At 70.4% G+C, this 24805-nt stretch carries 23 protein-coding genes and 1 pseudogene; 20 read left to right on the forward strand and 4 right to left on the reverse strand.

Annotated features, from left to right (window positions below; translation table 11 throughout):
* Positions 1-24: 24 nt before the first annotated feature.
* Positions 25-795 (reverse strand): DeoR/GlpR family DNA-binding transcription regulator, encoded by a 771-nt coding sequence (locus EDD90_RS40655; protein ID WP_123978092.1) that lies wholly within the window; start codon positions 793-795, stop codon positions 25-27.
* Between the two features lie 333 nt (positions 796-1128).
* The gene (locus EDD90_RS40660) at positions 1129-1938 is read right to left on the reverse strand and encodes an NAD(P)-dependent oxidoreductase (protein WP_123978093.1); all 810 of its coding nucleotides are present in this window, start codon (positions 1936-1938) and stop codon (positions 1129-1131) included.
* A gap of 224 nt (positions 1939-2162) precedes the next feature.
* Here EDD90_RS40660 and EDD90_RS40665 point away from each other — a divergent pair, with 224 nt between their 5' ends.
* Together EDD90_RS40665 and EDD90_RS40670 are read left to right on the forward strand one after the other, a co-directional pair.
* Complete coding sequence (locus EDD90_RS40665; RefSeq protein WP_123978094.1) at positions 2163-3104, forward strand: 5-dehydro-4-deoxyglucarate dehydratase; 942 nt, start codon at positions 2163-2165, stop codon at positions 3102-3104.
* Positions 3105-3124: 20 nt separating this feature from the next.
* Entirely contained in the window at positions 3125-4285 is a 1161-nt protein-coding gene (locus EDD90_RS40670) for a hypothetical protein (RefSeq protein WP_123978095.1), read from the forward strand.
* On the opposite strand, the gene EDD90_RS40675 is transcribed toward EDD90_RS40670, so the two are convergent.
* Positions 4228-5457 (reverse strand): MFS transporter, encoded by a 1230-nt coding sequence (locus EDD90_RS40675; protein WP_123978096.1) that lies wholly within the window; start codon positions 5455-5457, stop codon positions 4228-4230. The two genes, EDD90_RS40670 and EDD90_RS40675, sit on opposite strands and share 58 nt — an antisense overlap.
* 144 nt (positions 5458-5601) lie before the next feature.
* Between EDD90_RS40675 and EDD90_RS40680 the strand changes: the two genes are divergently transcribed.
* The gene (locus EDD90_RS40680) at positions 5602-6045 is read left to right on the forward strand and encodes a DUF6010 family protein (protein WP_123978097.1); all 444 of its coding nucleotides are present in this window, start codon (positions 5602-5604) and stop codon (positions 6043-6045) included.
* Between the two features lie 89 nt (positions 6046-6134).
* On the forward strand, positions 6135-6887 hold the full coding sequence (locus EDD90_RS40685) for an MBL fold metallo-hydrolase (protein ID WP_123978098.1): 753 nt from the start codon (positions 6135-6137) through the stop codon (positions 6885-6887).
* 13 nt (positions 6888-6900) lie between these two features.
* Here the strand turns inward: EDD90_RS40685 and EDD90_RS40690 are convergent, their stop codons facing one another.
* Positions 6901-7578: a hypothetical protein gene (locus EDD90_RS40690; protein ID WP_123978099.1), complete on the reverse strand. Its 678-nt coding sequence runs from the start codon at positions 7576-7578 to the stop codon at positions 6901-6903.
* A gap of 185 nt (positions 7579-7763) precedes the next feature.
* On the opposite strand from EDD90_RS40690, the gene EDD90_RS40695 reads away from it, so the two are divergent.
* The 16 genes and pseudogenes from EDD90_RS40695 to EDD90_RS40770 all read left to right on the forward strand — a co-directional run bounded on the left by EDD90_RS40695 (position 7764) and on the right by EDD90_RS40770 (position 24639).
* Entirely contained in the window at positions 7764-8420 is a 657-nt protein-coding gene (locus tag EDD90_RS40695; RefSeq protein WP_123978100.1) for a GntR family transcriptional regulator, read from the forward strand.
* The gene (locus EDD90_RS40700) at positions 8417-9328 is read left to right on the forward strand and encodes a dihydrodipicolinate synthase family protein (protein WP_123978101.1); all 912 of its coding nucleotides are present in this window, start codon (positions 8417-8419) and stop codon (positions 9326-9328) included. The genes EDD90_RS40695 and EDD90_RS40700 overlap by 4 nt, the downstream gene beginning before the upstream one ends.
* Complete coding sequence (gene araD / locus EDD90_RS40705) at positions 9325-11076, forward strand: L-arabinonate dehydratase (RefSeq protein ID WP_123978102.1); 1752 nt, start codon at positions 9325-9327, stop codon at positions 11074-11076. The genes EDD90_RS40700 and araD overlap by 4 nt, the downstream gene beginning before the upstream one ends.
* A 104-nt stretch (positions 11077-11180) precedes the next feature.
* Positions 11181-12116 (forward strand): carbohydrate ABC transporter permease, encoded by a 936-nt coding sequence (locus tag EDD90_RS40710; protein WP_123978103.1) that lies wholly within the window; start codon positions 11181-11183, stop codon positions 12114-12116.
* Positions 12113-13000 (forward strand): carbohydrate ABC transporter permease, encoded by an 888-nt coding sequence (locus tag EDD90_RS40715; protein ID WP_398927063.1) that lies wholly within the window; start codon positions 12113-12115, stop codon positions 12998-13000. Before EDD90_RS40710 ends, EDD90_RS40715 begins: the two co-directional genes overlap by 4 nt.
* 106 nt (positions 13001-13106) lie before the next feature.
* A complete protein-coding gene (locus EDD90_RS40720) occupies positions 13107-14246 on the forward strand; it encodes a Gfo/Idh/MocA family protein (protein ID WP_123978104.1) in 1140 nt (379 codons plus the stop codon).
* Positions 14243-15127 (forward strand): PmoA family protein, encoded by an 885-nt coding sequence (locus tag EDD90_RS40725; RefSeq protein WP_123978105.1) that lies wholly within the window; start codon positions 14243-14245, stop codon positions 15125-15127. Before EDD90_RS40720 ends, EDD90_RS40725 begins: the two co-directional genes overlap by 4 nt.
* Positions 15124-15330, forward strand: a pseudogene (locus EDD90_RS40730) (family 43 glycosylhydrolase); the annotation flags it as partial. The gene EDD90_RS40725 and the pseudogene EDD90_RS40730, both read left to right, overlap by 4 nt.
* A 116-nt stretch (positions 15331-15446) precedes the next feature.
* Positions 15447-16781, forward strand: coding sequence for a sugar ABC transporter substrate-binding protein (locus EDD90_RS40735; protein ID WP_123978106.1), 1335 nt, complete (start codon positions 15447-15449; stop codon positions 16779-16781).
* A gap of 97 nt (positions 16782-16878) precedes the next feature.
* Positions 16879-17652, forward strand: coding sequence for a rhamnogalacturonan acetylesterase (locus EDD90_RS40740; protein WP_123978107.1), 774 nt, complete (start codon positions 16879-16881; stop codon positions 17650-17652).
* Between the two features lie 17 nt (positions 17653-17669).
* Positions 17670-18986: a polysaccharide lyase family 1 protein gene (locus tag EDD90_RS40745; protein WP_398927070.1), complete on the forward strand. Its 1317-nt coding sequence runs from the start codon at positions 17670-17672 to the stop codon at positions 18984-18986.
* A gap of 120 nt (positions 18987-19106) precedes the next feature.
* Positions 19107-20243, forward strand: coding sequence for a pectinesterase family protein (locus EDD90_RS40750; RefSeq protein WP_123978109.1), 1137 nt, complete (start codon positions 19107-19109; stop codon positions 20241-20243).
* Position 20244: 1 nt separating this feature from the next.
* Positions 20245-21273 carry a pectinesterase family protein gene (locus EDD90_RS40755; protein ID WP_123978110.1) on the forward strand — a complete coding sequence of 343 codons (1029 nt, stop codon included), beginning with the start codon at positions 20245-20247 and terminating at the stop codon, positions 21271-21273.
* A 36-nt stretch (positions 21274-21309) separates the two neighbouring features.
* Entirely contained in the window at positions 21310-22422 is a 1113-nt protein-coding gene (locus tag EDD90_RS40760; protein WP_123978111.1) for a right-handed parallel beta-helix repeat-containing protein, read from the forward strand.
* 130 nt (positions 22423-22552) lie between these two features.
* Positions 22553-23350 carry an HAD family acid phosphatase gene (locus EDD90_RS40765; protein ID WP_123978112.1) on the forward strand — a complete coding sequence of 266 codons (798 nt, stop codon included), beginning with the start codon at positions 22553-22555 and terminating at the stop codon, positions 23348-23350.
* Between the two features lie 134 nt (positions 23351-23484).
* Positions 23485-24639, forward strand: a complete 1155-nt coding sequence (locus tag EDD90_RS40770; protein ID WP_123978113.1) for a right-handed parallel beta-helix repeat-containing protein — start codon at positions 23485-23487, stop codon at positions 24637-24639.
* The last annotated feature ends 166 nt before the right edge of the window (positions 24640-24805 follow it).

A 24805-nucleotide genomic window follows, 5' to 3' on the forward strand; every position in this document is an offset into this window, starting at 1 on the left:
CCTTCAAGGGGTGAGGGTGGCGGGTCAGACCCGGATGACCTGTGGGCCCAGCAGGGAGTAGCGGTGGGCCTCGGCGCTGGGGAGCAGGGTGCTCGTCACGATCGCCTCCAGGGCGCCGACCTCGGCGAAACGGCAGAAGCTGACGGCGCCGAACTTGGTGTGCACGCCCGCGAAGACCGTCCGGCGTGCGGCGCGGATGGCCTGGGCCTTGACCTCGCCGACGGCGGGGTCCGGGGTGGTCAGCCCGTGCTCGCGCGAGATGCCGTTGGCTCCAATGTAGGCGAGATCGAGAACGAAACCGGCGAGCATCTTCGTCGTCCAGTGGTCGACGGTCGCCAGTGTGCCGGCCCGCACCCGTCCGCCGAGCAGCAGGACCGACATGTTCTCGGTCTCGGCGAGCGTGCCCGCCACCGGCAGCGACGCCGTGACCACGGTCAGCGGCCGGTCCGTCGGCAGCGCTTCGGCGATGAGCTGGGGGGTGAAGCCCTCGTCGACGAAGACGGTCTCGGCGTCGCCCAGCAGCTCGGCGGCGGCCGACGCGATCCGCCGCTTCTCCGGGACATGGCTGGTCGAGCGGAAGGCGAGCGTGGTCTCGAAGCCGGCGCTCTCGACGGGATACGCGCCCCCGTGGGTGCGGCGCACCAGGCCGTGGTCCTCCAGCGCGCGCAGGTCGCGGCGGATGGTCTCCTTGGCCACGCCCAGGGCGTCGGAGAGGGCGGTGACATCGACGGAGCCCGTGGCCCGCGCGACCCGCACGATCTCGCGCTGGCGCTCTTCCGCCGTGTTCGTGCTCATCCCGTCACCCACTCCCTCGTGGAAACGCCGTGCAACCGCCCGTGGAACCGCCCGTGGAACCGGCCGTGGGACCGCTTGGGGCTGCCCGCGGAACTGCCCGTTCGGGCCATGCAGCAAGTTCTACAGCGGGTGTGCGACGCTGACCAGGCCTGTTGCGGGCCCGATACTGCCCGTGTGTGCCCGTTTGCCGGGCGGAGTGCCCGCCTCGGACCTGCGCGGCTGCCGGGGGAGGGGTGGGAGCGGGCGGCCCGGATGCCCGAATACGACGGCGGGCGGGCCCGTTCGGTGCCCGCCCGCCGTCGTACGTGACCGTTTTCCGCCGCCGCGTGTCTTTCAGTACGGCCAGATCGGCGGGTCGTTGACGAAGCGGCCGCCCAGGTGGGTGTGGGCCGGGTTCTCCGGGTCCAGTTCGCCGTGCTCGGCGATCAGCTTGTCGGCGTACTGCTCGGAGTCGTCCTGGGGCTCGTAGCCGAGCGCCCGTGCGCCGGTCAGGTCCCACCACAGGCGGGTGTTGGCTGAGGAGCCGTAGACGACGGTGTGGCCGACCTCCTCGGCGGTCAGGGCCGCGTGGAAGAGCCGGGCGCCGTCGGCGGGGCTCATCCACACCGAGAGCATGCGCACGTCCGTCGGCTCGGCGAAGCAGGAGCCGATGCGGACGGAGACGGTCTCCAGGCCGTGCCGGTCCCAGTACAGCTGGGCGAGGTCCTCGCCGAAGGACTTGGACAGGCCGTAGAAGGTGTCCGGGCGGTGCGGGGTGTCGACCGGGATGAGCGGGTCGCCCGCCCGCGGGGCGGGGGTGTAGCCGACCGCGTGGTTGGAGGAGGCGAAGACGATGCGCGGCACACCGGCCTCACGGGCGGCCTCGTACAGGTTGTAGGTGCCCTCGATGTTCGAGCGGAGGATCTTCTCGAAGGGCGCCTCCAGGGAGATCCCCGCGAGGTGCAGGACCGCGTCCACACCCCGCACGGCCTCTCGCAGCGCTTCCTTGTCGGAGAGGTCGGCGGTGATCGCGTCCGGCTCGCCCTCGACCGGACGCACGTCGAACAGGCGCAGTTCATAGCCGTACGCCGGGAGCAGGGACCGCATCAGGGTGCCGAGCCCGCCTGCGGCGCCGGTCAGCAGTAGCGTGCGGGGAGTGGGCATCCACGGTCTCCTTGACTCGGCGCCGGTCGCGTACATGCATGATATTCACATTCATGGACACGCTAAGGAGCTGGGGTGTATGGCGTCAAGTGTGCCGTGGAGTGCGGAAATCCGCTCGCATGTTGCTCGTTTGTCTCCTTGACCGGCCCTCGCGGGGGCTCGTAACGTGGTCGCGTTCATGAATATGGACGCCGATCAGAGACATGCATGGACAGGGAGCGCCCGTGACGCCAGCCCCTCTCGCCGCCCGGCTTCGTGACCCGCGCGGGCCGCTCTTCTTCCCCGTCACGGCCTACGGCCCCGACGGCTCCCTCGACCTCGACGCCTACCGCGAGCACGTCCGCCGGGGTGTCGAGGCCGGTGCCGCCGCCGTCTTCGCCTGCTGCGGCACCGGGGAGTTCCACGCGCTGCTGCCGGAGGAGTACGAGGCCTGCGTGGCCGCGGCCGTGACGGCGGCCGAGGGCCGGGTCCCGGTGGTCGCGGGCGCCGGATACGGCACCGCGCTCGCCGTGCGCTACGCGCGTCTCGCCGAGGCCGCGGGCGCCGACGGACTGCTCGCCATGCCGCCCTACCTGGTGGTCGCCGGCCAGGAGGGACTGCTGCGCCACTACCAGGAGGTGGCCGCGGCCACCGACCTCCCGGTGATCGTCTACCAGCGGGACAACGCGGTGTTCACCCCGCCCACGGTCGTCGAACTCGCCCGCACCGAGGGCATCATCGGCTTCAAGGACGGCCTCGGCGACCTGGACCTGATGCAGCGCATCGTCAGCGCCGTCCGCACCGAGGTCCGCGGCGACTTCCTCTACTTCAACGGCCTGCCCACCGCCGAACAGACCCAGCTCGCCTACGGGGCCATCGGTATCACCCTCTACTCCTCCGCCGTCTTCTGCTTCGTCCCGGAGATCGCCCTCGCCTTCCACGCGGCCCTGCGCGACGACGACCGGCCCACCGTGGAACGCCTCCTGGACGGCTTCTACCGCCCGTTCGTCGAACTCCGCGCGCAGGGAAGGGGATACGCCGTCTCGCTGGTCAAGGCGGGCGTACGGCTGCGCGGCCTGGACGTCGGCGAGGTCCGCCCCCCGCTGCACGAGCCGGGCGAGGACCATGTGAAGCAGCTCGCCCAGCTGATCGAGCGCGGGTACGCACTGCTGGAGGGGGACGCGTGAAGGCGTCGGAAGAAGGGCGAATGAACGCGTCGGCGTTCGTCTACCCCTGGGACGTCAACGGGGACCCGGAGGCCGCGGACCGCATCGCCGCGCTCGGCGTGGACCAGGTCACCCTCGCCTCCGCCTACCACTCCACCCGCGCACTGACCCCCCGTCACCCCCGCCGCCGTATCGTCACCGCCGAACACGCGGCCGTGTACTACCCGGCGGACGGCGACCGCTGGACGGGCCGCCGGCTCCGCCCGTACCCGGCGGGCGACTGGGCCCCCGGCGACGCCTACGCCGAGGCGGCCGAAGCCCTGCGCGGCGCCGGCCTCGAAGTGCACACCTGGGTGATCCTCGCGCACAACTCCCGGATGGGCGCCGAACATCCGGACACCTCGGTCGTCAACGCCTACGGCGACCGCTACCCCTGGGCCCCCTGCATCGCCCAGCCCGCCACGCGCGCGTACCTGACCGACCTCGCCGCCGAGGCCGCCGTACGCCCGGGCGCGGCCGGCACCGAACTGGAGTCCCTCGGCTGGTACGGCCTCCAGCATCTGCACGCCCACGACAAGACCGCGGGGATCCCGCTCGGCGACGCCGGCCAGTACCTGATGGCACTGTGCTTCTGCCCGACCTGCCGGGCCGGATACGGCGATCAGGGCCTGGACGCCGACGAGTTGGCCGCCGCCGTACGCGAGGCCCTGGAGCCGCTGTGGCGCGGCGCGGGTGACGACGCCGGCTGGCCGACCGTCGAGAAACTGCTCGGCGAGCCGGTGGCGGCGGCCACGCGCGCGTGGCGGGACGGACGGGCCCGCACGCTCCAGGAGACGGCCGTCGCCGCGGTGCGGGCGGCGGCCCCCGAGGGTTTCCAGGTGCTGCTGCACGCCGACCCGGTGACCTACCACTGCGGAGCCAACGCGGGCGTGGACCCCGCACACGTGCTGTCGGTCGCCGACGGAGTCGTGGTCCCCTGCGCGGGCGGTACGGCCCTGCTTGCGCCCTTCGCCGAGCACACGCGCCGGGACACGGTCCTGGCCGCCAACTTCACAGTCGTCTCCGGGATGGGCGGCAGCCCCGGCACCCTCGCCGCGGACGCGTCCCGGGCCCGCGAGCTGGGCGCGACCGAACTGCGGCTCTATCACGCCGGGTTGGCGTCCGACGGCGACCTGGCGGAGGTACGGGAGGCGTTGCGCTGAACCAGTGACCCGGCGGTGGCGAGCAGCGCACCGCCGAGGACCGCCAACAGCGGGCGAAGGTCGACGAGTTCGACGAGCGCGGCCCCGACCGCCAGCCCGATCACGTTCGGTGTGAACATCAAGGTGTCGGCGGTCGCGGTCGCCCGGCCCAGCGCGGCGGCCGGGATCTCCCGCTGTACGGCGGTGTAGGCGGCGATCAGCACACAGGGGAGTCCGAGGCCGCCGGCCAGGCTGCACGCCAGCAGTGCGATGTCACATGGCACGGCCCGCCCCGCCACCGCCACCCCCGTCAGCGCGATGCCGTACGTGGCGAACCGCCGCTCACCGAGCCGCCGTAGCGCGGGCCCGGAGACCAGCCCGACCGCGACCGAGCCGACGCCCTGCACGGCGTACATCACACCGACATAGGCGGGGGAGCGGCCGAGCGCGGCGACCACGGCGTAGTTCAGGCTGCTGCCGAGCGAGGCGAGACACAGCGTGGCGCCACCGGCGCGGACCAGCGGGCGTACGGCCGGGTGCGCCCAGAGCAGGCGGGCGCCCTCGGCGGTCTGCCGCCGCCAGTTCCCGACAGCCGGCCCGGGGCGCTCCTCGCGCACCCGGAGCAGCGCGCACAGCCCCGCCGCCAGTACGAAGGTCAGCGCATCCAGCAGCGCCACGCTCGGCCCGCCGTACGCCGTGTACAGCGCGGCGCCGGTCAGCGGGGCGACCAGCTTCATGCCCTCCCGGGCGGTCATCCGCAGCCCGTTGAAGTCGCCGAGCAGGGCGGGGTCGACGGCGGCGGCGACGAGGGCGGAGCTGGCCGCGTCCTCCACGACGCCCGCGGCGCCGTAGAGGAAGAGGACGGTGAGGAGCAGCGGGACGGAGCCGGGGGAGCCGACCGTCCAGAGGGGGAGAAGGAGGACTGCGAGGGCGAGGTTCGTGCAGATCAGCAGGGGCTTGCGGCGGACGCGGTCGGCGAGCGTGCCGAGGACGGGGCCGGCGAGGGTGGGGGCCCAGAGGGTGGCGGTGCACAGGGCGGCGAGGCCGTTGGATCCGGTGAGGTCCTTGACCCAGACGCCCGACACCAGCCAGAGCGCGGAACTGCCGAAGCCGGACACCACGACACCGGTGAGGTAGAGGGTCGCGTTGCGGTCGCGGAGAAGACGGGTCACGGACCAGGAGGTGGTCGTCATGCCTGGTCATCGTGGGCCTAAGGCGGGGGCGCGGGGATCGGGAAGGTGCCCTATCAGGGGCGGCGGGGACGGCGGCGGGAATCCGTCGGAACCTGTCGGCAATGCCCGTGGGACGTACACGGCGGCCACCCTGGCGTCGGCCCCATGCGCTGCATCGCACCGATTCTCATCGGACTCGTCTACGTCCTTGTGATGTCCCTCATCCGTGAACCGCACCGGCGCCGCTTCAACGCGGTCATGGTGGCCGGCGCGGGCGCCGCGTACCTCAGCGGCGGCGGCCTCGGCGGCTGGGAGTTCGTGTTCACGTCCGTGGCCACGTACGTCGCCTGCCGGGGCCTGGACTCCTGGACCTTCATCGGCATCGGCTGGCTGATGCACACGACGTGGGACATCGTGCACGACATCAAGGGCTCACCGCTGATCCCGTTCTTCCTCGACTCGTCGTTCGGATGCGCGATCTGCGACCCGGTGATCGCGCTGTGGTGCTTCCTGGGCGGGGTGTCGGTGTGGCGGATCGACGAGTTCCGGCGGTCGCTCAGGTCCACCTTCCGACGGCTGCGACCGAATCGGCAGGAGGCACCGCAGTGACCGGCACGACCATGAGGGATCCGGGCCGGAAGCCGTGAAGGGGCTCGAACGGTGAGCGGGCGGGGACCCGGATCCGTACTCTCCTCGCCATGCCACTGAGTCTCACCGTCCTCGGCACCGCCTCTCCGCACCCTCGTCCGGGCCGCCCGTGCTCCGGCTATCTGCTGCGGGGCGGCGGTGCCGAGGTATGGGTGGACGCGGGCACCGGGACCTTCGCGGAATTGCAGCGGCACACGGATCCCGCACGGCTGACGGCGATCTGGATCTCGCACCTGCACGCGGACCACAGTGCGGACCTGCTGGCCGCCGCCTACGCGTACGCCTTCGGCGGGATGGCACCGGCCGCACCGATCGCGGTGTACGCGCCGCAGGACTGCGCACAGCGACTGGCGGCCTTCTTCGGCCGGCCGGACGTGGGCTTCCTGCGCGGAGTGTTCGACTTCCGGCCCCTGTACGACGGCCACATCGTCCAGCACTGGAACCTGCGGCTCGCCGCGCGGGCGGTCGCGCACGGCACGGAGGCGTACGGCCTGCGCGCCGAGTGCCAGGGAAGCGTGCTCGCGTACTCCGGGGACACCGGACCGTGCGACGCACTGACCGAACTGGCCGCACGCGCGGACGTGTTCCTGTGCGAGGCCGATCTCGACGAGCATCGCGACGGCGAACAGGTGCATCTGACACCGGAGGACGCGGGGCGGGTCGCCAGGGAGGCCGGGGTACGGGAGTTGCTGATCACGCATGTGGGCCCGACGCTGACGCGGGAGATGGCGGCGGCCCGGGCGGAGGCGGTCTTCGGGCGGGGGACGAGTGCGGCCCGGGAGGGGGAGGCCAGGGGGATCTGATTCCCGGGGGCGGTCAGAGCGGCGCGCCTGCCGGGCCCAGCCACGGCCGCAGGCCCCGTTGATCCCTCTTCAGCACCTCGACCGGGGGCAGTTCGTCGGCTCGCTCGATCACCACGAGGTTCCAGTCCTTCCGGGCGGCCGCGTCAAGGGTCACCTCACGTTCGCGCCGCAGGTACGTCACCGCCGACGCGAGATCTGTCACCGGAGGCCGGACCTCGTACCGGGCGAGCTTCCCGACGTACCAGTCCAGCCATTGCTCCCCCTCCCTCCCGACGGCCCGGGACAACGCGGCCACGGCATCACCGTCGAGAAAGACCATGACCGGGGAGACGGGCGCGAGCACGGTCGTCAGGTCGGTCATGAACGCGTCGATCGTGTCTTCGCCGTGCCCCATGGCCAGCAGCGTCGGCACGAACGGCACCAGGGCGTCGGCGATCACCACGTCGTCGCCGCCCGCCCGGACCGAATCGACGAACTCGGCGGTCGCCGCGATCAACGTCTCCGGACCGACGGCGCCGGTCGTCCTGAAAGCCCCGGCCACCGCGGCGAACTGCGGCCGGGTCAGGATCTCCTCCTCGCGGAAGTGGTCCACCCGCAGTCCGGCTTCGGCCGGCCGTCGGGCCAGTCCGCCGCACAGCGTCGACTTGCCCACCCCGGGAGCCACTCCCCACACGGCGATCAGAACCGTCATGGCCGCCCAGCCCAGGAACTCCGGCCGTCCCCGCCAACCAGCTTTGTCAGAAGCATTGACGAAACACAGCCGTCCTCCTACCTTCATCCGCGTCGTACTTCGTACGTCATATATGAGACGCGATACGCGAGATCAGATACGTCAGACCAGGTCCCGGACCCGGTACGTGACCCCGAGAGGCGCGCATGACCTCTGTGCCCATGCCGATCCCGTCCCGCACGCAGTTCGTGCTGGACGCGATCAAACACCGCATCCTCACCGGACAGCTGACGCCCGGTCAGGCCCTGGTGGAGACCGAGCTCGCCGCTCAGTTCGGGGTGTCCAAGACCCCCGTGAGAGAGGCGCTCAAGACCCTCGCCGGGACCGGGCTGGTCGTGATGAACCAGTACAAGGGCGTCACGGTGCGCATGGTGGACGCGGACATGGCACGCGAGGTCTACGACGTCCGGCTCCTCCTCGAACCCGAGGCGCTCCGGCGGGCCGTGCAGCGAGGCGCCTCCCTCGACGCCGCCCGCGACGCCCTCACCCGCGCCGACGACGCCACCGACACCGCCGAACGCTCCCTCGCCAACCGGGACTTCCACCGCGCCCTCTACCTCCCGTGCGGCAACCCGCTCCTCGGCCGGATGCTCGACGAGGTCCGCGACCAGGCCGCCCTCGTCTCCGCCGTGGCCTGGGCCGCGTCCCCGTCCTGGGAGCGCGAGGCCGACGAACACCGCGAGATCCTTCGGCTCGCCCTGGCCAAAGACGCCGACGGCGCCGCCCGCACCCTGCACGCCCACATCGCGTCCTTCGTCGAGCGCGCCTACCCCGAAGCCCAGGCAAAGGAAGGCCAGGAATGAGCAGCGTGGCATTCGAGACCCAACGGGCGGCCCTGGCCGACGTCGTGGCCATCCCGGTGACCCCGTTCGCCGAGGACGGCAGCGTCGACCAGACCGCCCACCGGGCCCTGCTGCGCCGCCTCCTCGACGGCGGGATCCGCACCCTCACCCCCAACGGCAACACCGGCGAGTTCTACGCCCTCACCCCCCAGGAGCGGCAGCTCGTCACCGAGTCGACCCTCGACGAGGCCGGGGAGCGGGCCACGGTCCTCGTCGGCGTCGGGCACGACGTGCCGACCGCCGTCGCCTCCGCCCGGCACGCCCGTGAGCACGGCGCCCACATGGTCATGGTCCATCAGCCCGTCCACCCGTACGTCGCGCAGTCCGGCTGGGTCGACTACCACCGCGCGATCGCCGAGTCCGTTCCCGAACTCGGCGTCGTCCCGTACGTCCGCAACGCCCAGCTCGCCGGCGCCCGCCTCGCCGAACTCGCCGACGCCTGCCCCAACGTGATCGGCGTCAAGTACGCCGTCCCCGACGCCGCCAAGTTCGCCGCCTTCGCCCGCGACGCGGGGCTCGACCGCTTCGTCTGGGTCGCCGGACTCGCCGAGCCCTACGCCCCGTCCTACTTCTCGGCCGGCGCCACCGGCTTCACCTCCGGTCTGGTGAACGTCGCCCCGGCCGTTTCGCTGAACATGATCGAAGCGCTTCGATCCGGGGACTACCCGGCCGCCATGAAGGTCTGGGAACAGATCCGCCGCTTCGAGGAACTCCGCGCCGCCAACGGCTCCGCCGACAACGTCACCGTGGTCAAGGAGGCCCTCGCCGCACTCGGCCTCTGCCGCCGCGACGTCCGCCCGCCCAGCAGGCAGCTGCCCGAGGAAGAGCGCGCCGAGGTCGCCGCCATAGCCGCCGGATGGTCGATATGAACGCGCCGCGAGAGACGGGCAGTCCTCGCAAGAAGCCCGAGGAGCTGCGCAGCCACCAGTGGTACGGCACCGACGGCCTGCGCTCCTTCAGCCACCGCGCCCGTACCCGCCAGCTCGGCTACCTCCCCGAGGAGCACCTCGGCAAGCCCGTCATCGCGATCCTCAACACCTGGTCGGACATCAACCCCTGTCATGTGCACCTCCGTGACCGGGCGCAGGCCGTCAAGCGGGGTGTCTGGCAGGCCGGCGGTTTCCCGCTGGAGTTCCCGGTCTCCACCCTCTCCGAGACCTTCCAGAAGCCGACCCCCATGCTCTACCGCAACCTCCTCGCCATGGAGACCGAGGAACTGCTGCGGTCGTATCCCGTGGACGGCGCCGTCCTCATGGGCGGCTGCGACAAGTCCACCCCGGCCCTGCTCATGGGCGCCGCCTCCGTCGACCTGCCCACTGTCTTCGTGCCCGCGGGACCCATGCTCCCCGGCCACTGGCGCAACGAGGTCCTCGGCTCCGGCACCGACATGTGGAAGTACTGGGACGACAAGCGCGCCGGTCTGATCGGCGACTGCGAGATGACGGAGCTGGAGAGCGGCCTCGCCCGTTCCCCCGGCCACTGCATGACCATGGGCACGGCCTCCACGCTCACCGCCGCCGCCGAGGCCCTCGGGGTCACCGTGCCGGGCGCGTCCAGCATCCCGGCCGTCGACTCCGGGCACGACCGGATGGCCGCCAAGGCGGGGCTGACCGTCGTCGAGCTGGTGCACAAGGGCCGGATGCTCTCCCAGCTCCTCACCCCCGACGCCTTCGGGGACGCGGTCACGACCGTCCTCGGACTCGGCGGCTCCACCAACGCCGTCATCCACCTGATCGCCATGGCCGGGCGGGCCGGTGTCCGTCTCACCCTCGACGACTTCGACCGCATCGCCCGCACCGTGCCCGTCCTCGCCGACGTCAGGCCCGGCGGCCGGACCTACCTCATGGAGGACTTCCACTTCGCGGGCGGCCTGCCCGGCTTCCTCTCCCGCATCCCCGACCTGCTCCACCTCGACCGGCCGACGGTGTCGTACGACACCTACCGCGAACAGCTCGCCGGCGCCCAGGTGCACAACGACGACGTCATCCGGCCCCGCGACAACGCGGTGGCCGCCGAAGGCGGAGTCGCCGTGCTGCGCGGCAACCTCTGCCCGGACGGCGCCGTCATCAAGCACATCGCCGCCGAACGGCACCTGCTCAGGCACACCGGTCCCGCCGTCGTCTTCGACGACTACCGGACCATGCAGCGCACCATCAACGACCCGGACCTCGGCATCACCGCCGACACCGTGCTCGTCCTGCGCAACTCCGGGCCCAGGGGCGGGCCGGGCATGCCCGAGTACGGCATGCTCCCCATCCCCGACCATCTGCTGAAGCAGGGCGTGCGGGACATGGTGCGGATCTCCGACGCCCGGATGAGCGGCACGAGTTACGGCGCCTGTGTGCTGCACATCGCGCCCGAGTCGTACATCGGCGGACCCCTCGCCCTCGTCCGCACCGGCGACTCCATCACCCTCGACGTCGAGGCACGCACCCTCCGGCTCGACGTGGACGAGGAGGAGCTGGCCAAGCGCCGGAGCGAGTGGACGCCGCCGCACCCGCGGTACGAGCGCGGTTACGGGGCGCTCTACGACCAGCAGATCACCCAGGCCGACACCGGCTGCGACTTCGAGTTCCTGGCCCGGCCGGGAGAAGTCCCGGACCCGTACGCGGGCTGACACCCCACTTCCTCTGCCGATCGTCGAAGCGCTTCAACCATGTGCACTTAGCAAGCGCTTCCTGTACCCGCTGTGCATGTCCCATCGCGAACGGAGAACAGGTCATGGCCCAAGCCGCAGCCGTGGCGAAACCGCCCGCGCCACCCCGGCGGCGCCGTGCCTCCGCGACGCCGCGCAGGCTGCCGTATCTGCTGATCGCCCCGGCGGCCCTGCTGATGCTGGGCTTCATCGCCTACCCGGTGCTCAGCGTCTTCTACTACAGCCTGCAGAACTACAACCCGACCAAGCCCTGGCGGAACGGCTTCGCCGGCCTCGGCAACTTCACACAGGCCTTCGCCCACGACCCGCAGTTCTGGGACACGCTGACCTTCAGCGCCAAGTGGGTCGTGGTGGAGGTCGGGTTGCAGCTGCTGTTCGGGCTCGCGCTCGCGCTGATCGTCAACCAGACCTTCGTGGGGCGGGCGCTGGGGCGCGCCCTGGTCTTCTCACCGTGGGCCGTCTCCGGTGTGCTGACCTCCGCGATCTGGGTGCTGCTCTACAACTCCCAGACGGGCATCACACGGTACCTCGCGGACGCGGGGATCGGGTCGTACGGCACCAGCTGGCTCTCCGACACCTCGACCGTCTTCCCGGCCGCCGTGGTCGCCGACCTCTGGCGGGGCGTGCCCTTCTTCGCGATCCTCATCCTCGCCGACCTCCAGTCCGTGTCGAAGGACCTGTACGAGGCCGCCGAGGTCGACGGGGCGAGCCGGCTCAAGCAGTTCTGGCACATCACACTGCCGCACCTGAAGGACGCCATCGTCCTGTCCACGCTGCTGCGCGCGGTCTGGGAGTTCAACAACGTCGACCTGCTCTACACCCTGACGGGAGGCGGTCCGGCGGGGGAGACGACGACCCTTCCGCTCTACATCGCCAACACCAGCGTCGACGCCCACAACTTCGGCTACGCCTCCGCCCTGACCACGGTGGCGTTCGTGATCCTGCTCTTCTGCTCGGTCGTCTATCTGCGGCTGAGCAAGTTCGGAGGCGAGGCGAAGTGATCACCGAGATCGCCCCCGCGGAGGAGAAGCGCATGGCCGGCGCACCCGCCCGGCCGGGGAAGAAGCGCCGCGCCTGGGACGAGGTCCCGCGCTGGCAGATCTACCTCCCCCTGGGGATCTACCTCCTCTTCACCCTGATCCCCTTCTACTGGATCCTGCTCTTCGCCCTCCGCCCGGCCGGCTCCACCTCGCTCGTCCCGTGGCCGGTCACCTTCGGCCACTTCCAGAAGGTGTGGACCGAGCGCAGCTTCGCCACCTACTTCACCAACAGCGTCTACGTCGGCATCGCGACCCTCGTCCTGACCACCGTCGTCGCGCTGGCCGGCGGCTACGCCCTCGCCCGGTTCGACTTCAGGCTCAAGCGCGGCTTCATGCTGGCTCTGCTCTGCTCCCAGTTCGTGCCGGGCGCACTGCTGTTGGTGCCGCTCTTCCAGATCTTCGCCAACCTGCGGATGATCAACTCCCTCGGCAGTGTCGTCATCGCCGAGACCGTCTTCCAGCTCCCGCTGTCGATGATCCTGATCAGCGGCTTCATCCGGAACGTGCCGTACTCCCTGGAGGAGGCCGCCTGGGTCGACGGCTGCAACCGGTTCACCGCCTTCCGGATCGTCGTACTCCCGCTGCTGCGGCCCGGGTTGATCGCGGTCGGCTCCTTCGCCTTCGTGCACGCCTGGAACCACTTCCTCTTCGCCCTGATGTTCCTGTCCGACCAGAGCAAGCAGACCATCCCGGTCGGCCTCAACACCCTGATGAGCGCGGACAGCGTCGACCTGGGCGCGCTGGCAGCGGGCGGGATCATCGCCGCCGTACCGGTCGTGATCGTCTTCGCCTTCATCCAGAAGTGGCTGATCACCGGCTTCAGCGCGGGGGCGGTGAAGGGATGAGTGCTCCCGTGCGACACCCCGTGCGACACCCCATGAGACACCTGCCTGGCCGACCGGGCCGGACGCTTACCCTGCACGCAAAGATCGACAATGCAGGGGAGACCTCATGACCATCGACATCGTGCTGGCGGGAGCACGCGGCCACGGCCGCTGGCACCTGGAGAACATCCGGCGATTGCAGGAGAAGGGGGCCGTACGCCTCGCGGGCATCTGCGAGCTGACCCCGCTGGGCGCGGACGAGCTGCCGGAGGGGCTCGGGCAGCCCGTCCAGTCCGGCGACTTCGGCGCGCTGCTCGACGAGACCGGTGCCCGTGTCGCCGTGATCTGCACACCGATCCCCACCCACACGGACCTGGCCCTGATCGCCGCCGAGCGGGGCGTGCACCTGCTCCTGGAGAAGCCCCCGGCGCCGTCGTACGCCGAGTTCCGGCGGATGGCCGACGGGGTCGCCAAGGCGGGCGTGGTCTGCCAGATCGGCTTCCAGTCGCTGGGTTCGCACGCCGTGCCCGCCATCCGGAAGCTGATCGCGGAGGGTGCCATCGGTGACGTGACGGGTGTCGGCGGGGCCGGCGCCTGGGCCCGGGCCGAGTCCTACTACCGGCGGGCGCCCTGGGCCGGCAAGCGGCGGCTGAACGGCGTGGACGTGGTCGACGGGGTCCTCACCAACCCCCTCGCGCACGCCGTCGCCACCGGTCTCGCCCTGCTCGGCACCGTCCGCGCCGAGGACGTCACCGGCATCGAGACCGAGCTGCTGCGCGCCAACGACATCGAGTCCGACGACACCTCCTGCGTCCGCGTCAGCACCCCGCGCGGCCCGGTCACGGTCGCCGCCACGCTCTGCGCCGAGGAGCCGGGGGACCCGTATGTCCTGGTGCACGGTGCCACCGGCCGGATCACCTTCTGGTACAAGCAGGACCGCGTGCTCGTGCAGCGGGCGGGCCACGGCCCGGAGGAGAGCGAGTACGGCAGCACGGACCTGCTGGAGAACCTCGTCGACCACCTCACCACCGGCGCCGAGCTGCTGGTCGAGCCGGACGCGACCGGCGCCTTCATGAAGGTCGTTGAAGCGATTCGACTGGCCGGCGACCCGGTCGCGCTGCCCGCCGGCGCCTGGACCTTCCTGGCCGCGGAGGAGCGCCGGGTCGTGACCGGCATCGACGCACTGGTCGCGGCCTCCGCCGACACCCTCGCCCTCTACTCCGAGCTGAGCGCCCCCTGGGCCCCGCCGAAAGAGGTGAGCACATGACGGACAGCGAGACGAAGCGCCTGGTGCTGAAGGTCGCCGGGCGGCCGGTGGCGTGGTACGTGACGCACCACAGGCTCCCCGCCCGGCTCTCTCCGCGCCCCTACCTCCACCCCGTCACCACCCTGGCCGGCACGGGGGTCACCGAGCTGACCCCCGCCGACCACCTCCACCACCTCGGCGTCGGTGTCGCCGTTCCCGACGTCGAGGGGCACAACTTCTGGGGCGGCCGGACCTACGTCCGGGACCAGGGGCCGACCGAGCTGGACGACCACGGCACCCAGCGCCATGTGGCCTTCCAGCTCGGCGACCCGGACGGCTTCGTGGAGGAGCTGCGCTGGGTCGCCGCAGGCACCGACCTGCTGCGCGAACGGCGCACCGTCGCCGCCGTCGAACTCACGGACACCGCTTGGGCGTTGGACTTCACCTTCTCCCTCACCAACGTCACCGGCGCCCCGCTCTCGATCGGCAGCCCCGCCACCAACGGCCGCCCCGGAGCGGCCTACGGCGGTTACTTCTGGCGGGCCCGCAAGGAGGCCTCGGCGCCGGACGTCTTCACGGCGGACCGGGCGGGCGAGGAAGCGGTGCACGGCAGGACCGCGGACTGGCTGGCGCTGGCCGGCGCCGACTGGACACTCGTCTTCGCCGGGGCCACCGAGGACACCCGCCGCGACCCCTGGTTCGTCCGCACCGCCGAGTACCCGGGCGTCGGCTCCTCGCTGGCGTCCGCCGAGCGGCTGCCGGTCCCTCCCCCACTGCCCGAGAGGCGTGGGAGGTGCCCCCATGGCGAGACCGTCGTACGCCGCGTCGTCACCGTCGTCGCCGACGGCCGCCTCGGACGCGGTGAGGCGACCACGCTGGTCCGGAAGGCGGTGACCCAGTGACGACGTACACCAACCCCGTCCTGAACGCCGACTGGTCCGACCCCGACGTCGTCCGTGTCGGCGACGACTTCTACCTCACCGCGTCCAGCTTCGGCCGCGTCCCGGGGCTCCCGCTCCTGCACTCCCGCGACCTGGTCGACTGGACCCTGGTCGGCCACGCCCTCGAACGCCTGGAACCGGAGGAGCGGTTCGCCTCCCCGCGCTGCTCCAGTGCTTCTCCGGTCCGCAGGCGCGGATCGGCCACTGACTCCCCCCACGACTTCATATCTCGATATCTCGCTGGATCCCGAAGAAGAGACCCAAAGAAGAGAGCCGATCAATGAAGAGCAGCATCCGCAGAAGCAGGCGTGCGGCCGTCGCCGTCGCCCTGGGCTCCGTGCTCGCGCTGACCGCCACCGCCTGCGGCGACGACGGCAGCGGCAGTGCGGGGGACAAGGGCGACGAGGGCTCCGGCAAGGGCACGATCACGTTCTGGGACAACAACGGCGGTGTCCGCACCGACGTCTGGAAGCAGATCATCTCCGACTTCGAGAAGCAGAACCCCGACATCAAGGTCAAGTACGTCGGCGTGCCCGCCGCCAGCGTCCAGTCCAAGTACGACACCGCCATCCAGGGCGGCGGACTGCCCGACGTCGGCGGGGTCGGCACCGCGATGCTCGCGGAGGTCGCCGCGCAGGGTGCGCTGGAGCCGCTGGACAGCAGGCTCTCCAAGAGCTCGCTGAACGGCAAGCTCAACGACAAGTTCCTGGACAGCGTCAAGGCCGCCGGCGGTGACGGCAAGACCTACTCGGTGCCGACGTCCGCGAACAACGGCACGCTCTGGTACCGGACCGACCTGTTCGCCGCGGCCAAACTGGCGGCGCCGACCACCTGGACGAACTTCTACGCGGCCGCCGACAAGCTCACCGACCAGGCGAAGAACAGGTTCGGGTACACGATCCGGGGCGGTGAGGGGTCGATCGCCCAGGCGCTGGACGCCACTTACGGGCAGAGCGGGATCACCTCGTTCTGGAACGGCGACAAGACCACCGTCAACGATCCGAAGAACGTGGCCGCACTGGAGAAGTACGTCGGGCTGTACAAGAAGGACACCCCGTCCGCCGACGTCAACAACGACTTCACCAAGATGGTCGCGCAGTGGGACTCCGGCACGATCGGGATGCTGAGCCACAACCTCGGTTCCTACGCCGACCACGAGAAATCGTTGAGCGGGAAGTTCAAGGGGATTCCGAACCCGACGCTGGACGACGGGACGCGGGTGCAGGTCTCCAACCCCGTCGACGGTCTCGGGCTGTTCAAGTCCAGCAAGAACAAGGCCGCCGCCTGGAAGTTCATCGAGTTCGCGGCCTCCCATGAGTCCAACAGCAAGTGGAACGAGTCGGCGGGGCAGGTGCCGGCGAACAACGAGGCGGCGCAGGACTCGTGGGTCCAGGCGTCCGAGCCGACGAAGCTGGCCGCCGAGGCGCTGGGCGGGGCCACGACGAAGATCGTGCAGCTTCCTTACTATCTGCCGGACTGGAACACCATTTCCAAGGCCGACAACGAGCCGAACTTCCAGAAGGTGCTGCTCGGGAAGATGACGGCGAAGGAGTTCCTGGACACGCTGGCCGATCAGATCGACAAGGCGCAGGCGGACTGGAAGAAGAACCACTGAGGTCGGGTGGTTTCGGTTTGCGGGGGACTGCAGGTCGGTTGTGGCTGGTCGCGCAGTTCCCCGCGCCCCAAGAAAAAGACCTGAAAGGTGCACCCTCGTGTCCCTTACGCGCAGACAGGTGACATCCGCGGCTCTCGCTGCCGTTCCGCTCGTCGGTCGCGGTCCTGAGAGAAGCCGTCGCACCCTCTGCATCGCCGGTGATTCCACCGCCGCCCGGAAGACCGCCGACGAGGCTCCCGAGACCGGGTGGGGAATGGCGCTGCCGTTCTTTCTCCGGAAGGACATCACCGTCTCCAACCAAGCCGTGAACGGCCGGAGTTCCAAGAGTTTCGTCGAAGAGGGGCGGCTGGACGCCATCCTCGCCACCCTCCGGCCGCACGATCTGCTGCTCGTCCAGTTCGCGCACAACGACGAGAAGAGCACCGATCCCACCCGGTACACCGAGCCCTGGACCACGTTCCAGGAGTACCTGCGGATGTACATCGACGGTGCCCGGGCGCACGGTGCCCGGCCCGTGCTCGCCACCCCGGTCGAGCGTCGCCGGTTCGACGCCGACGGCAACGCCGTGCCGACCCACGGCGACTATCCGGCAGCGATGCGCGCTCTCGCCGAGCAGGAGCACGTGGCGCTGCTCGACATCGAGGCGCTGTCGCTCGCGCTGTGGCAGTCGCTCGGGGTCGAGGCGACCAAGACGTACTTCAACTGGACCGCCACCGAGCAGGACAACACGCACTTCAACCCGCCGGGGGCCATCGCCGTGGCCCGGCTCGTGGCGCAGGAGCTGCTGCGCACCCGGGTGCTGGCCCGGCACGACATCATCCGGCTGCACAAGGACATACCGACCTCCTGGATCACCTGGCCACCCGCATAGCCGAGGAGAACCGCACAGTGCGTACACAGATATGTCATGGACGCGTCATTGGGGCGCTGGCCGGCTGCACGGCCCTAGTGCTCGCCATGACCGGGACCGCCCGGGCCGCCGCCCCGCACCGGACCGCGCCCGACCGGCAGGTACTGGCCGCGAACGACGGCTGGGGCTCGGCCACGACCGGAACCACCGGCGGGTCCGCCGCCGACTCCGCGCACGTCTACACCGTCACCACCTGGGACGAGTTCAAGGCCGCCCTCGCCGACGGCGGCAGCGCGCCGAAGATCGTCAGAGTCGTGGGGACCATCGACGCGGACGGGCCGAGCTGCGACTCGTTCGCCGTGCCCGGCTACGACTTCGCCGCCTACCTCGCCAAGTACTCACCGGAGGCCTGGGGGCACTCCACCAACCTGGACAACGAGCCCGACGACAGCCCGGAGGGGCTGCGCCGCGCCTCCCAGGCCCTGCAGGACGCCTACATCAAGGCCTATGTCCCGGCCAACACCACGATCGTCGGCGTCGGCAAGGGCGCCGGCTTCAAGGGCGCCAGCCTGCAGATCAAGGCCGTGGACAACGTCATCGTCCGCAACCTGGACTTCGAGAGCCCCCTCGACTGCTTCCCGCAGTGGGACCCGACCGACACCGCCGACGGCAACTGGAACTCCGAGTACGACAGCGCGGTGATCTACGGGTCCACGCATGTGTGGATGGACCACAACACGTTCACCGACGGCGACCACCCGGACAGCACCCTGCCCTACTACTTCGGGCGGATCTACGAGCAGCACGACGGTGAGCTGGACATCGTCAAGGGCGCCGACTACGTCACCGCCTCCTGGAACGTCTTCGAGGACCACGACAAGACGATCCTCATCGGCAACAGCGACAGCGCGTCGACCGCCGCCGTCGACCGGGGGCACCTCAGGGTCACCTTCCACCACAACCTGTTCCGGAACCTGGTGGAGCGCGCGCCGCGGGTGCGGTTCGGGCAGGTCGACTCCTACAACAACCACTTCGTCGCCGAGACCGGCTACGGCTACAGCTACGGCATCGGCATGGAATCCCAACTCGTCGCCGAACACAACGCGTTCACCCTCGCGGACGGGGTCAGCGCCGGCTCGATCCTGAAGAAGTGGAAGGAGTCGCCGCTCACCGCCGACGACAACTACGTCAACGGCGAGCTGACCGACCTCATCGCCGTCCACAACGCCGACGTCCCCGGCGAGATCCTTCAGTCCGGCACCGACTGGACCCCGGCCCTGCGCACGAGGATCGACCCCGCCCAGGCCGTGCCGCGCATCGTCGACTGCGGCGCGGGCGCCGGCCGACTGCGCTGACGCACGACCGCTCGGGCCGGGGCCCCCGCAGGAACCCGCCCCGGCCCCCACCCCCCCCACACAGCAAGGACGTACCGCCACCCACCTCCGTCTCTGTCTCCGTCGCCAAGGAGCACCCGCATGTCCTCGCCCCACCTCCCTCTGTCCAGACGGGGTTTCCTGCTCGCGGGCTCCGGGGCGGGCGCCGCGCTCGGCCTGACCGCCCTGCCCGCGTACGCCAGTGCCCGCCCCGCGTACGCCACCGGTCGCCCCTTCGGGCGGTACGGGTCGCCCGAGCACCGCCGCACCCCGCAGACCCTGTACGTCGACCCGGACGGGCGCGGTGACTTCACCACCGTCCAGGCCGCCGTGACCGCCGCCACCGGCAGCGGCTGGACCCTGGTCCTCGCCCCGGGGGTCTACCGGGAGACGGTCGCCGTCGACACCACCCGCACCGGGGCCACCTGGATCGGCGCCTCGGAGAACCCCCGTGACGTCGTCATCGTCTACGACAACGCGGCCGGCACCCCCAAGCCCGGCGGCGGCACCTACGGCACCACCGGCTCCGCCACCGTCACCGTGCAGGGCGACGGCTTCACCGCCCGCTGGATCACCTTCGCCAACGACTGGCTGCGCGCCGACCATCCGGACATCAGCGGGACCCAGGCCGTCGCCGTCAAGGTGCAGGGTGATCGCAGCGCCTTCCACCACTGCCGGTTGCTCGGCCACCAGGACACCCTGTACGCGGACTCGATGGCGCTCGGCGTCTTCGCCCGCCAGTACTTCGCGCACTGCTACGCCGAAGGTGACGTCGACTTCGTCTTCGGGCGGGCCAGGGCGGTGTACGAGCACTGCCACTTCCGCACCCTGAACCGGACCGACCTGGCGGCCGCCCCGTACGGGTTCGTGTTCGCGCCGTCGACGGCGGGCGCCAACCCGTACGGCTACCTGGTGTCCCGCAGCCGGGTCAGCAGCGAAGCTCCGGACGCCTGCTACAAGTTGGCCCGGCCCTGGGTGCCCAGCTCCGACACCACCGCCCGGCCCTCGCTCGTCGTCCGGGACTCGTGGCTGGGCTCCGGCATCGACGCCGTCGCGCCCTACACCGACATGTCGGCGAGCTTCCCCTGGCAGAACCAGCGCTTCGCCGAGTACCGCGACCTCGGCCCCGGTGCCGAGATCACCGTCGCCGGGAACCGGCCCCAGCTCACCGACGAACAGGCCGGGTCCGCGACCCGGGAGACCTACCTCGGCGACTGGACCCCGTGGAAGGAGTGCTGACATGCCCACCCGACGCGCACTTCTCGCCGCCGGAGCCGCGGTGGCCATGGGGTCGGTCACGGCCTTCGGCCGCGACCGCCGGGTCCTGCACGTCCGGCCCGGTGACTCCGTCCAGGCGGCCGTGGACGCGGTGCCCGGGCCGGGCTGGACGATCGTCGTGCACCCGGGGACATACCGCGAAGTCGTCAACGTGCCAGCCGACAAAGCGGAGTTGACCCTGCGCGGGGCAGGCCGCGATCCGCGCGCCGCCGTCATCGTCCACGACAACGCCAACGGGACGCAGAAGCCGGACGGTTCCGGGACCTACGGCACCGCCGGCTCCGCCACCTTCACCTCGGCGGCGGCCGGGCTACGGGTCCGCGACCTCACCCTCGCCAACGACTGGCTGCGCGCCAACCACCCGGACATCACCGGGACCCAGGCCGTCGCCGCGTATCTGACCGGGGACCGGACGTACTTCGAGAACGTACGGCTGCTCGCCCACCAGGACACCCTGTTCGCCGACACCACCGAACTCGGCTCCTTCGACCGGCAGTTCTTCCACCGCTGCCACATCGAGGGCGACGTCGACTTCGTCTTCGGGCGGGCAAGAGCGGTGTACGAGCACTGCCACTTCCGCACCCTGCAACGGGACGTGACCTTCACCCCCAAGGGCATGGTGTTCGCCCCCTCGACCGCCCGTGCGAACCCGTACGGGTTCCTCGCCGTCCGCTGCCGGTTCTCCTCCGGCGCGGAGGACGGGGCGTACAAGCTGGCGCGGCCCTGGGTGCCGACGTACGAGACCTCCGCCTGGCCCTCGCTGGTCGTGCGGGACAGTCTCATCGGCCCCGGGATCGACCCCGTCGCGCCCTACACGAACATGCGGGACGCCTATCCCTGGCAGTCCATGCGGTTCGTCGAGTACCGCAACTCCGGGCCGGGCGCGGTGATCACCGTCCCCGAGAACCGGCCCCAGCTCACCGACGCCGAGGCGCTGTCGCACACCCCCGCGGTCTACCTCGGCGACTGGAAACCCGTCCGCTCATCCTGATCGACTCACTCTGATCGACGAAAGGACCCGCACGTCATGCGTCGACTCAGCACCTTCACCGCACTCGCCGTGACCACGGCATCGCTCGGACTCGCCGTCGTGGCCACCCCGGCCCACGCGGCGACCGTCGTGGTCAGCAACACCACCGACCTGACCAGCGCGATCAAGAACGCCACCGCAGGCGAGGTCATCCAGGTCCGCGGCGGCACCTACTACCCGACGGCCACCCTCCAGTCCACTGTCAACGGCACCTCCTCGTCGCCGGTCACGCTCACCGCGTACGGCTCGGAGACGGTCAAGATCGACGGTGGGTCGCTGCCCTCCGGCCAGTGGATCTTCAAGCTGACCGCGGACTACTGGAATGTCTCCAACATCACCTTCCAGAACTCCCCGGACAGCGCGGTCGTCTGCCAGTCCTGCACCGGGACGAACTGGACCAACATCAAGACCATCGACGGCGGCGACTCCGGCTTCACGCTCACCGGCGACGGCACGGTCAACAACACCGTGAAAAACCTGGACAGTTACGGCAACTACGACGCTGCCACGCACGGCCAGAACGCGGACGGCGTCGCCATCAAGTTCGGCTCCGGCACCGGCAACCTGGTCACCGGTGCCCGCCTCTACAACAACTCGGACGACGGCATCGACCTGTGGTCGTTCTCCTCGCCGGTCACCATCGAGCACACCTGGTCCTTCGGCAACGGCGTCAACCGCTGGGGCGACTCCGCCTTCGAGGGCAACGGCAACGGCTTCAAGCTGGGCGGCAACGGTGTGACCGTCGCCCACGTGGTCAACAACTCCGCCGCCTGGGGGAACGCCGGCAACGGCTTCACCGAGAACTCCAACACCGGCGCGATCGTCATCAACCGCACCACCGCCTACGCCAACTCCAAGTGGGGCTACTACTTCGCCACCAGTGCGGCCCGCCTCGGCAAGAACCTTGCGGTGAGCAACGGCAGCGGCTCGGTCACCAAGGGTTCGTCGGTGGTCTCGGCCGGCAACAACTGGGACTCCGGGATCTCCACCCCGTCCTTCGTCTCCACGGACGCGTCCACGACGTACAACTCCCGCAATTCGGACGGCTCCCTGCCCGCGACGACCTTCCTGACGACGGGCAGCACGACCATCGGCGCGACGATGAACTGAACCGGGGACCGAAGGGGACAACCGGAATCCCTCAGTCCAGGGTGCTTGACCCGGTTTTTGCCTGCCGATGAGATATCGATCGGGCAACGGGTCTCGCGCCCACCCCGGTGACGCGCGTAGAACTCCTGTCATGCATAAGTCACTTCGGATCACGGCGATCGCGGCCGCCTGTGCCGTCGCCGGAGGCGTCGTCTACGGCGCCGGTGCGGCCACCGCCGGTCAGTCGACGGCGAACTCCACCCATGAGCCGTACAACATCGGACTCCTGGTGAAGGACATCGACACCTACTACGGCACCACCGCCGACGCCAACGGTGTGTACCAGGCGTCGCCGGACAGCCTGTACGCCAAGGACCTGGCGCGGATGGACGCGGCGGCCGAGCGCCAGATCGACCAGGCCGCGCGCAAGGCCCACCACCGGGGCGAGAGGCCCGCGGTCGTCTTCGACATCGACGACACGCTGCTGCTCAGCCTCGACTACGAGAAGCGTTACAACTACACGTACAACTCGACCACGTGGGCCGACTACGTCAACAAGGCGGACCGGCCGGGCGTGTTCGGCAGCGCCGAGCTCGTGCGGTACGCGGCGAGCAAGGGCGTCGAGGTCTTCTACAACTCCGGGCTCAGCGAGGCGCAGCGCACCGCCGCCGTCGAGAACCTGAAGAAGATCGGCGCCGACGTCAACCTCGACACCGCGCACATGTTCCTCAAGGACAAGGCCAACCCGCCGTCCTACCTGAACGCCTGCGCCACCCCGGGCACCTGGACCTGCACCACCGTGCAGTACAAGTCCGGCACCCGCAAGCACATCGAGGACGACCTCGGGTACGACATCGTCGCCAACTTCGGCGACCAGTACTCGGACCTCGACGGCGGTTACGCGGACCGCACCTACAAGCTGCCGAACCCGACGTACTTCGTGTCGTAGTCGCAAGGACGGCAACCCTTTCCGGCCACGGCGGCGACTGGGAGACAGAAACGGGCCGGGGCGGCCCCCTCCGGCCCGTTTCGCTCTCTCTCGTCAATACGTTCCGCCAGGGGCGTCAAGGAAAGGAACGGCCAGTGCGCTTCAGCACCGGACGCCACCGCAGGACGCGTACCCTCTCGATCGCCGCCGCGGTGGCCGTCGCCGCGGGCGCGGGCGGCGTCTACCTCGGCCTGTCGAACGGCGGTGCCCAGGCCGCCACCAGCACGGTCACCGTCTCCACCACCGCACAGCTGGAGTCGGCCGTCGCTCGCGCCGCCGCCGGCACCGTCATCCAGGTGCGCGCGGGCACGTACTACCCGACCGCCACCCTCAAGTCGGCGGCCAGCGGCACCAGTTCCGCCCGAATCACCCTTGAGGCCCACGGCAGCGAGAAGGTGAAGATCGACGGCTCCAAGCTGCCCGCCGGCTCCTGGCTCACCGGGATCTACGGCAGCTACTGGACCGTGCAGAACCTCACCTTCCAGAACTCCCCGGCCCAGGGCTTCGTCGCCACCTCGTCGACCGGCGGTGTCTTCAAGAACCTGGTGACCGCGAACAACGGGGACTCGGGGTTCACCCTGCGCGGCGACAACACCGTGAACAACCTCGTCCAGAACCTGGACAGCTACGGCAACTACGACAAGGCCGGGCACGGGCAGAACGCCGACGGGATCGCCATCAAGTTCGGCTCGGGCACGGGCAACAAGGTGACCGGTGCGCGCCTGTACAACAACTCGGACGACGGCCTCGACCTCTGGCAGTTCTCCTCCCCGGTCACCATCGAGCACAGCTGGGCCTTCGGCAACGGCAAGAACCGGTGGAACGACTCCGCGTTCGAGGGCAACGGGAACGGGTTCAAGCTGGGCGGCGGCGGTGTCGCCGTCGCGCATGTCGTCAACGACAACGCGTCCTGGGACAACACGCTGAACGGGTTCACCGAGAACTCCAACACCGGGGCGATCGTGCTGAACCGGAACACCGCGTACTCCAACGGCGGGTCCGGGTTCTTCTTCCGGACGAGCAAGTCGCGACTGGCCCGGAACCTCGCCGTCGGCAACAAGGGCGGCCTTCGCACGCTCGGCTCCGCCACCGTCTCCGCCGCCGACAACTGGGACAGCGCGGTGGCCACGCCGGCGTTCAGGTCGACGGACGCGACGACCGCGTACGGGGCCCGCGGCGCCGGCGGTTCGCTGCCCGCCACGACCTTCCTGACCACGGGGTCCAGCACCATCGGGGCGACCATGAACTGAGGCGGCGGTAGCCGCACATCGATGCAGCCCCGCGCCCCCGCCGCTTCTTCTGGGGGTGCGGGGCTGCATCTGTTCGGACGGCCGTTCCGGGCGGCATGTTCCCGGACCTCACCACCGGGGTCGTGCCGCCGCCCACGCGGCCGCCGGGCCGAGCCGGTTCGCAGCC

Source organism: Streptomyces sp. Ag109_O5-1 (assembly GCF_003814875.1).
GTDB lineage: Bacteria > Actinomycetota > Actinomycetes > Streptomycetales > Streptomycetaceae > Streptomyces > Streptomyces sasae.

Coding starts and splice junctions, on each gene's coding strand:
- EDD90_RS40660 (WP_123978093.1), bottom strand. CDS start 1,938: ATGCCCACTCCCCGCACGCTACTGCTGACCGGCGCCGCAGGCGGGCTC.
- EDD90_RS40685 (WP_123978098.1), top strand. CDS start 6,135: ATGCCACTGAGTCTCACCGTCCTCGGCACCGCCTCTCCGCACCCTCGT.
- EDD90_RS40765 (WP_123978112.1), top strand. CDS start 22,553: ATGCATAAGTCACTTCGGATCACGGCGATCGCGGCCGCCTGTGCCGTC.
- EDD90_RS40720 (WP_123978104.1), top strand. CDS start 13,107: ATGACCATCGACATCGTGCTGGCGGGAGCACGCGGCCACGGCCGCTGG.
- araD (WP_123978102.1), top strand. CDS start 9,325: ATGAACGCGCCGCGAGAGACGGGCAGTCCTCGCAAGAAGCCCGAGGAG.
- EDD90_RS40735 (WP_123978106.1), top strand. CDS start 15,447: ATGAAGAGCAGCATCCGCAGAAGCAGGCGTGCGGCCGTCGCCGTCGCC.
- EDD90_RS40655 (WP_123978092.1), bottom strand. CDS start 795: ATGAGCACGAACACGGCGGAAGAGCGCCAGCGCGAGATCGTGCGGGTC.
- EDD90_RS40690 (WP_123978099.1), bottom strand. CDS start 7,578: ATGACGGTTCTGATCGCCGTGTGGGGAGTGGCTCCCGGGGTGGGCAAG.
- EDD90_RS40760 (WP_123978111.1), top strand. CDS start 21,310: ATGCGTCGACTCAGCACCTTCACCGCACTCGCCGTGACCACGGCATCG.
- EDD90_RS40695 (WP_123978100.1), top strand. CDS start 7,764: ATGACCTCTGTGCCCATGCCGATCCCGTCCCGCACGCAGTTCGTGCTG.
- EDD90_RS40725 (WP_123978105.1), top strand. CDS start 14,243: ATGACGGACAGCGAGACGAAGCGCCTGGTGCTGAAGGTCGCCGGGCGG.
- EDD90_RS40675 (WP_123978096.1), bottom strand. CDS start 5,457: ATGACGACCACCTCCTGGTCCGTGACCCGTCTTCTCCGCGACCGCAAC.
- EDD90_RS40755 (WP_123978110.1), top strand. CDS start 20,245: ATGCCCACCCGACGCGCACTTCTCGCCGCCGGAGCCGCGGTGGCCATG.
- EDD90_RS40670 (WP_123978095.1), top strand. CDS start 3,125: ATGAACGCGTCGGCGTTCGTCTACCCCTGGGACGTCAACGGGGACCCG.
- EDD90_RS40700 (WP_123978101.1), top strand. CDS start 8,417: ATGAGCAGCGTGGCATTCGAGACCCAACGGGCGGCCCTGGCCGACGTC.
- EDD90_RS40710 (WP_123978103.1), top strand. CDS start 11,181: ATGGCCCAAGCCGCAGCCGTGGCGAAACCGCCCGCGCCACCCCGGCGG.
- EDD90_RS40750 (WP_123978109.1), top strand. CDS start 19,107: ATGTCCTCGCCCCACCTCCCTCTGTCCAGACGGGGTTTCCTGCTCGCG.
- EDD90_RS40680 (WP_123978097.1), top strand. CDS start 5,602: ATGCGCTGCATCGCACCGATTCTCATCGGACTCGTCTACGTCCTTGTG.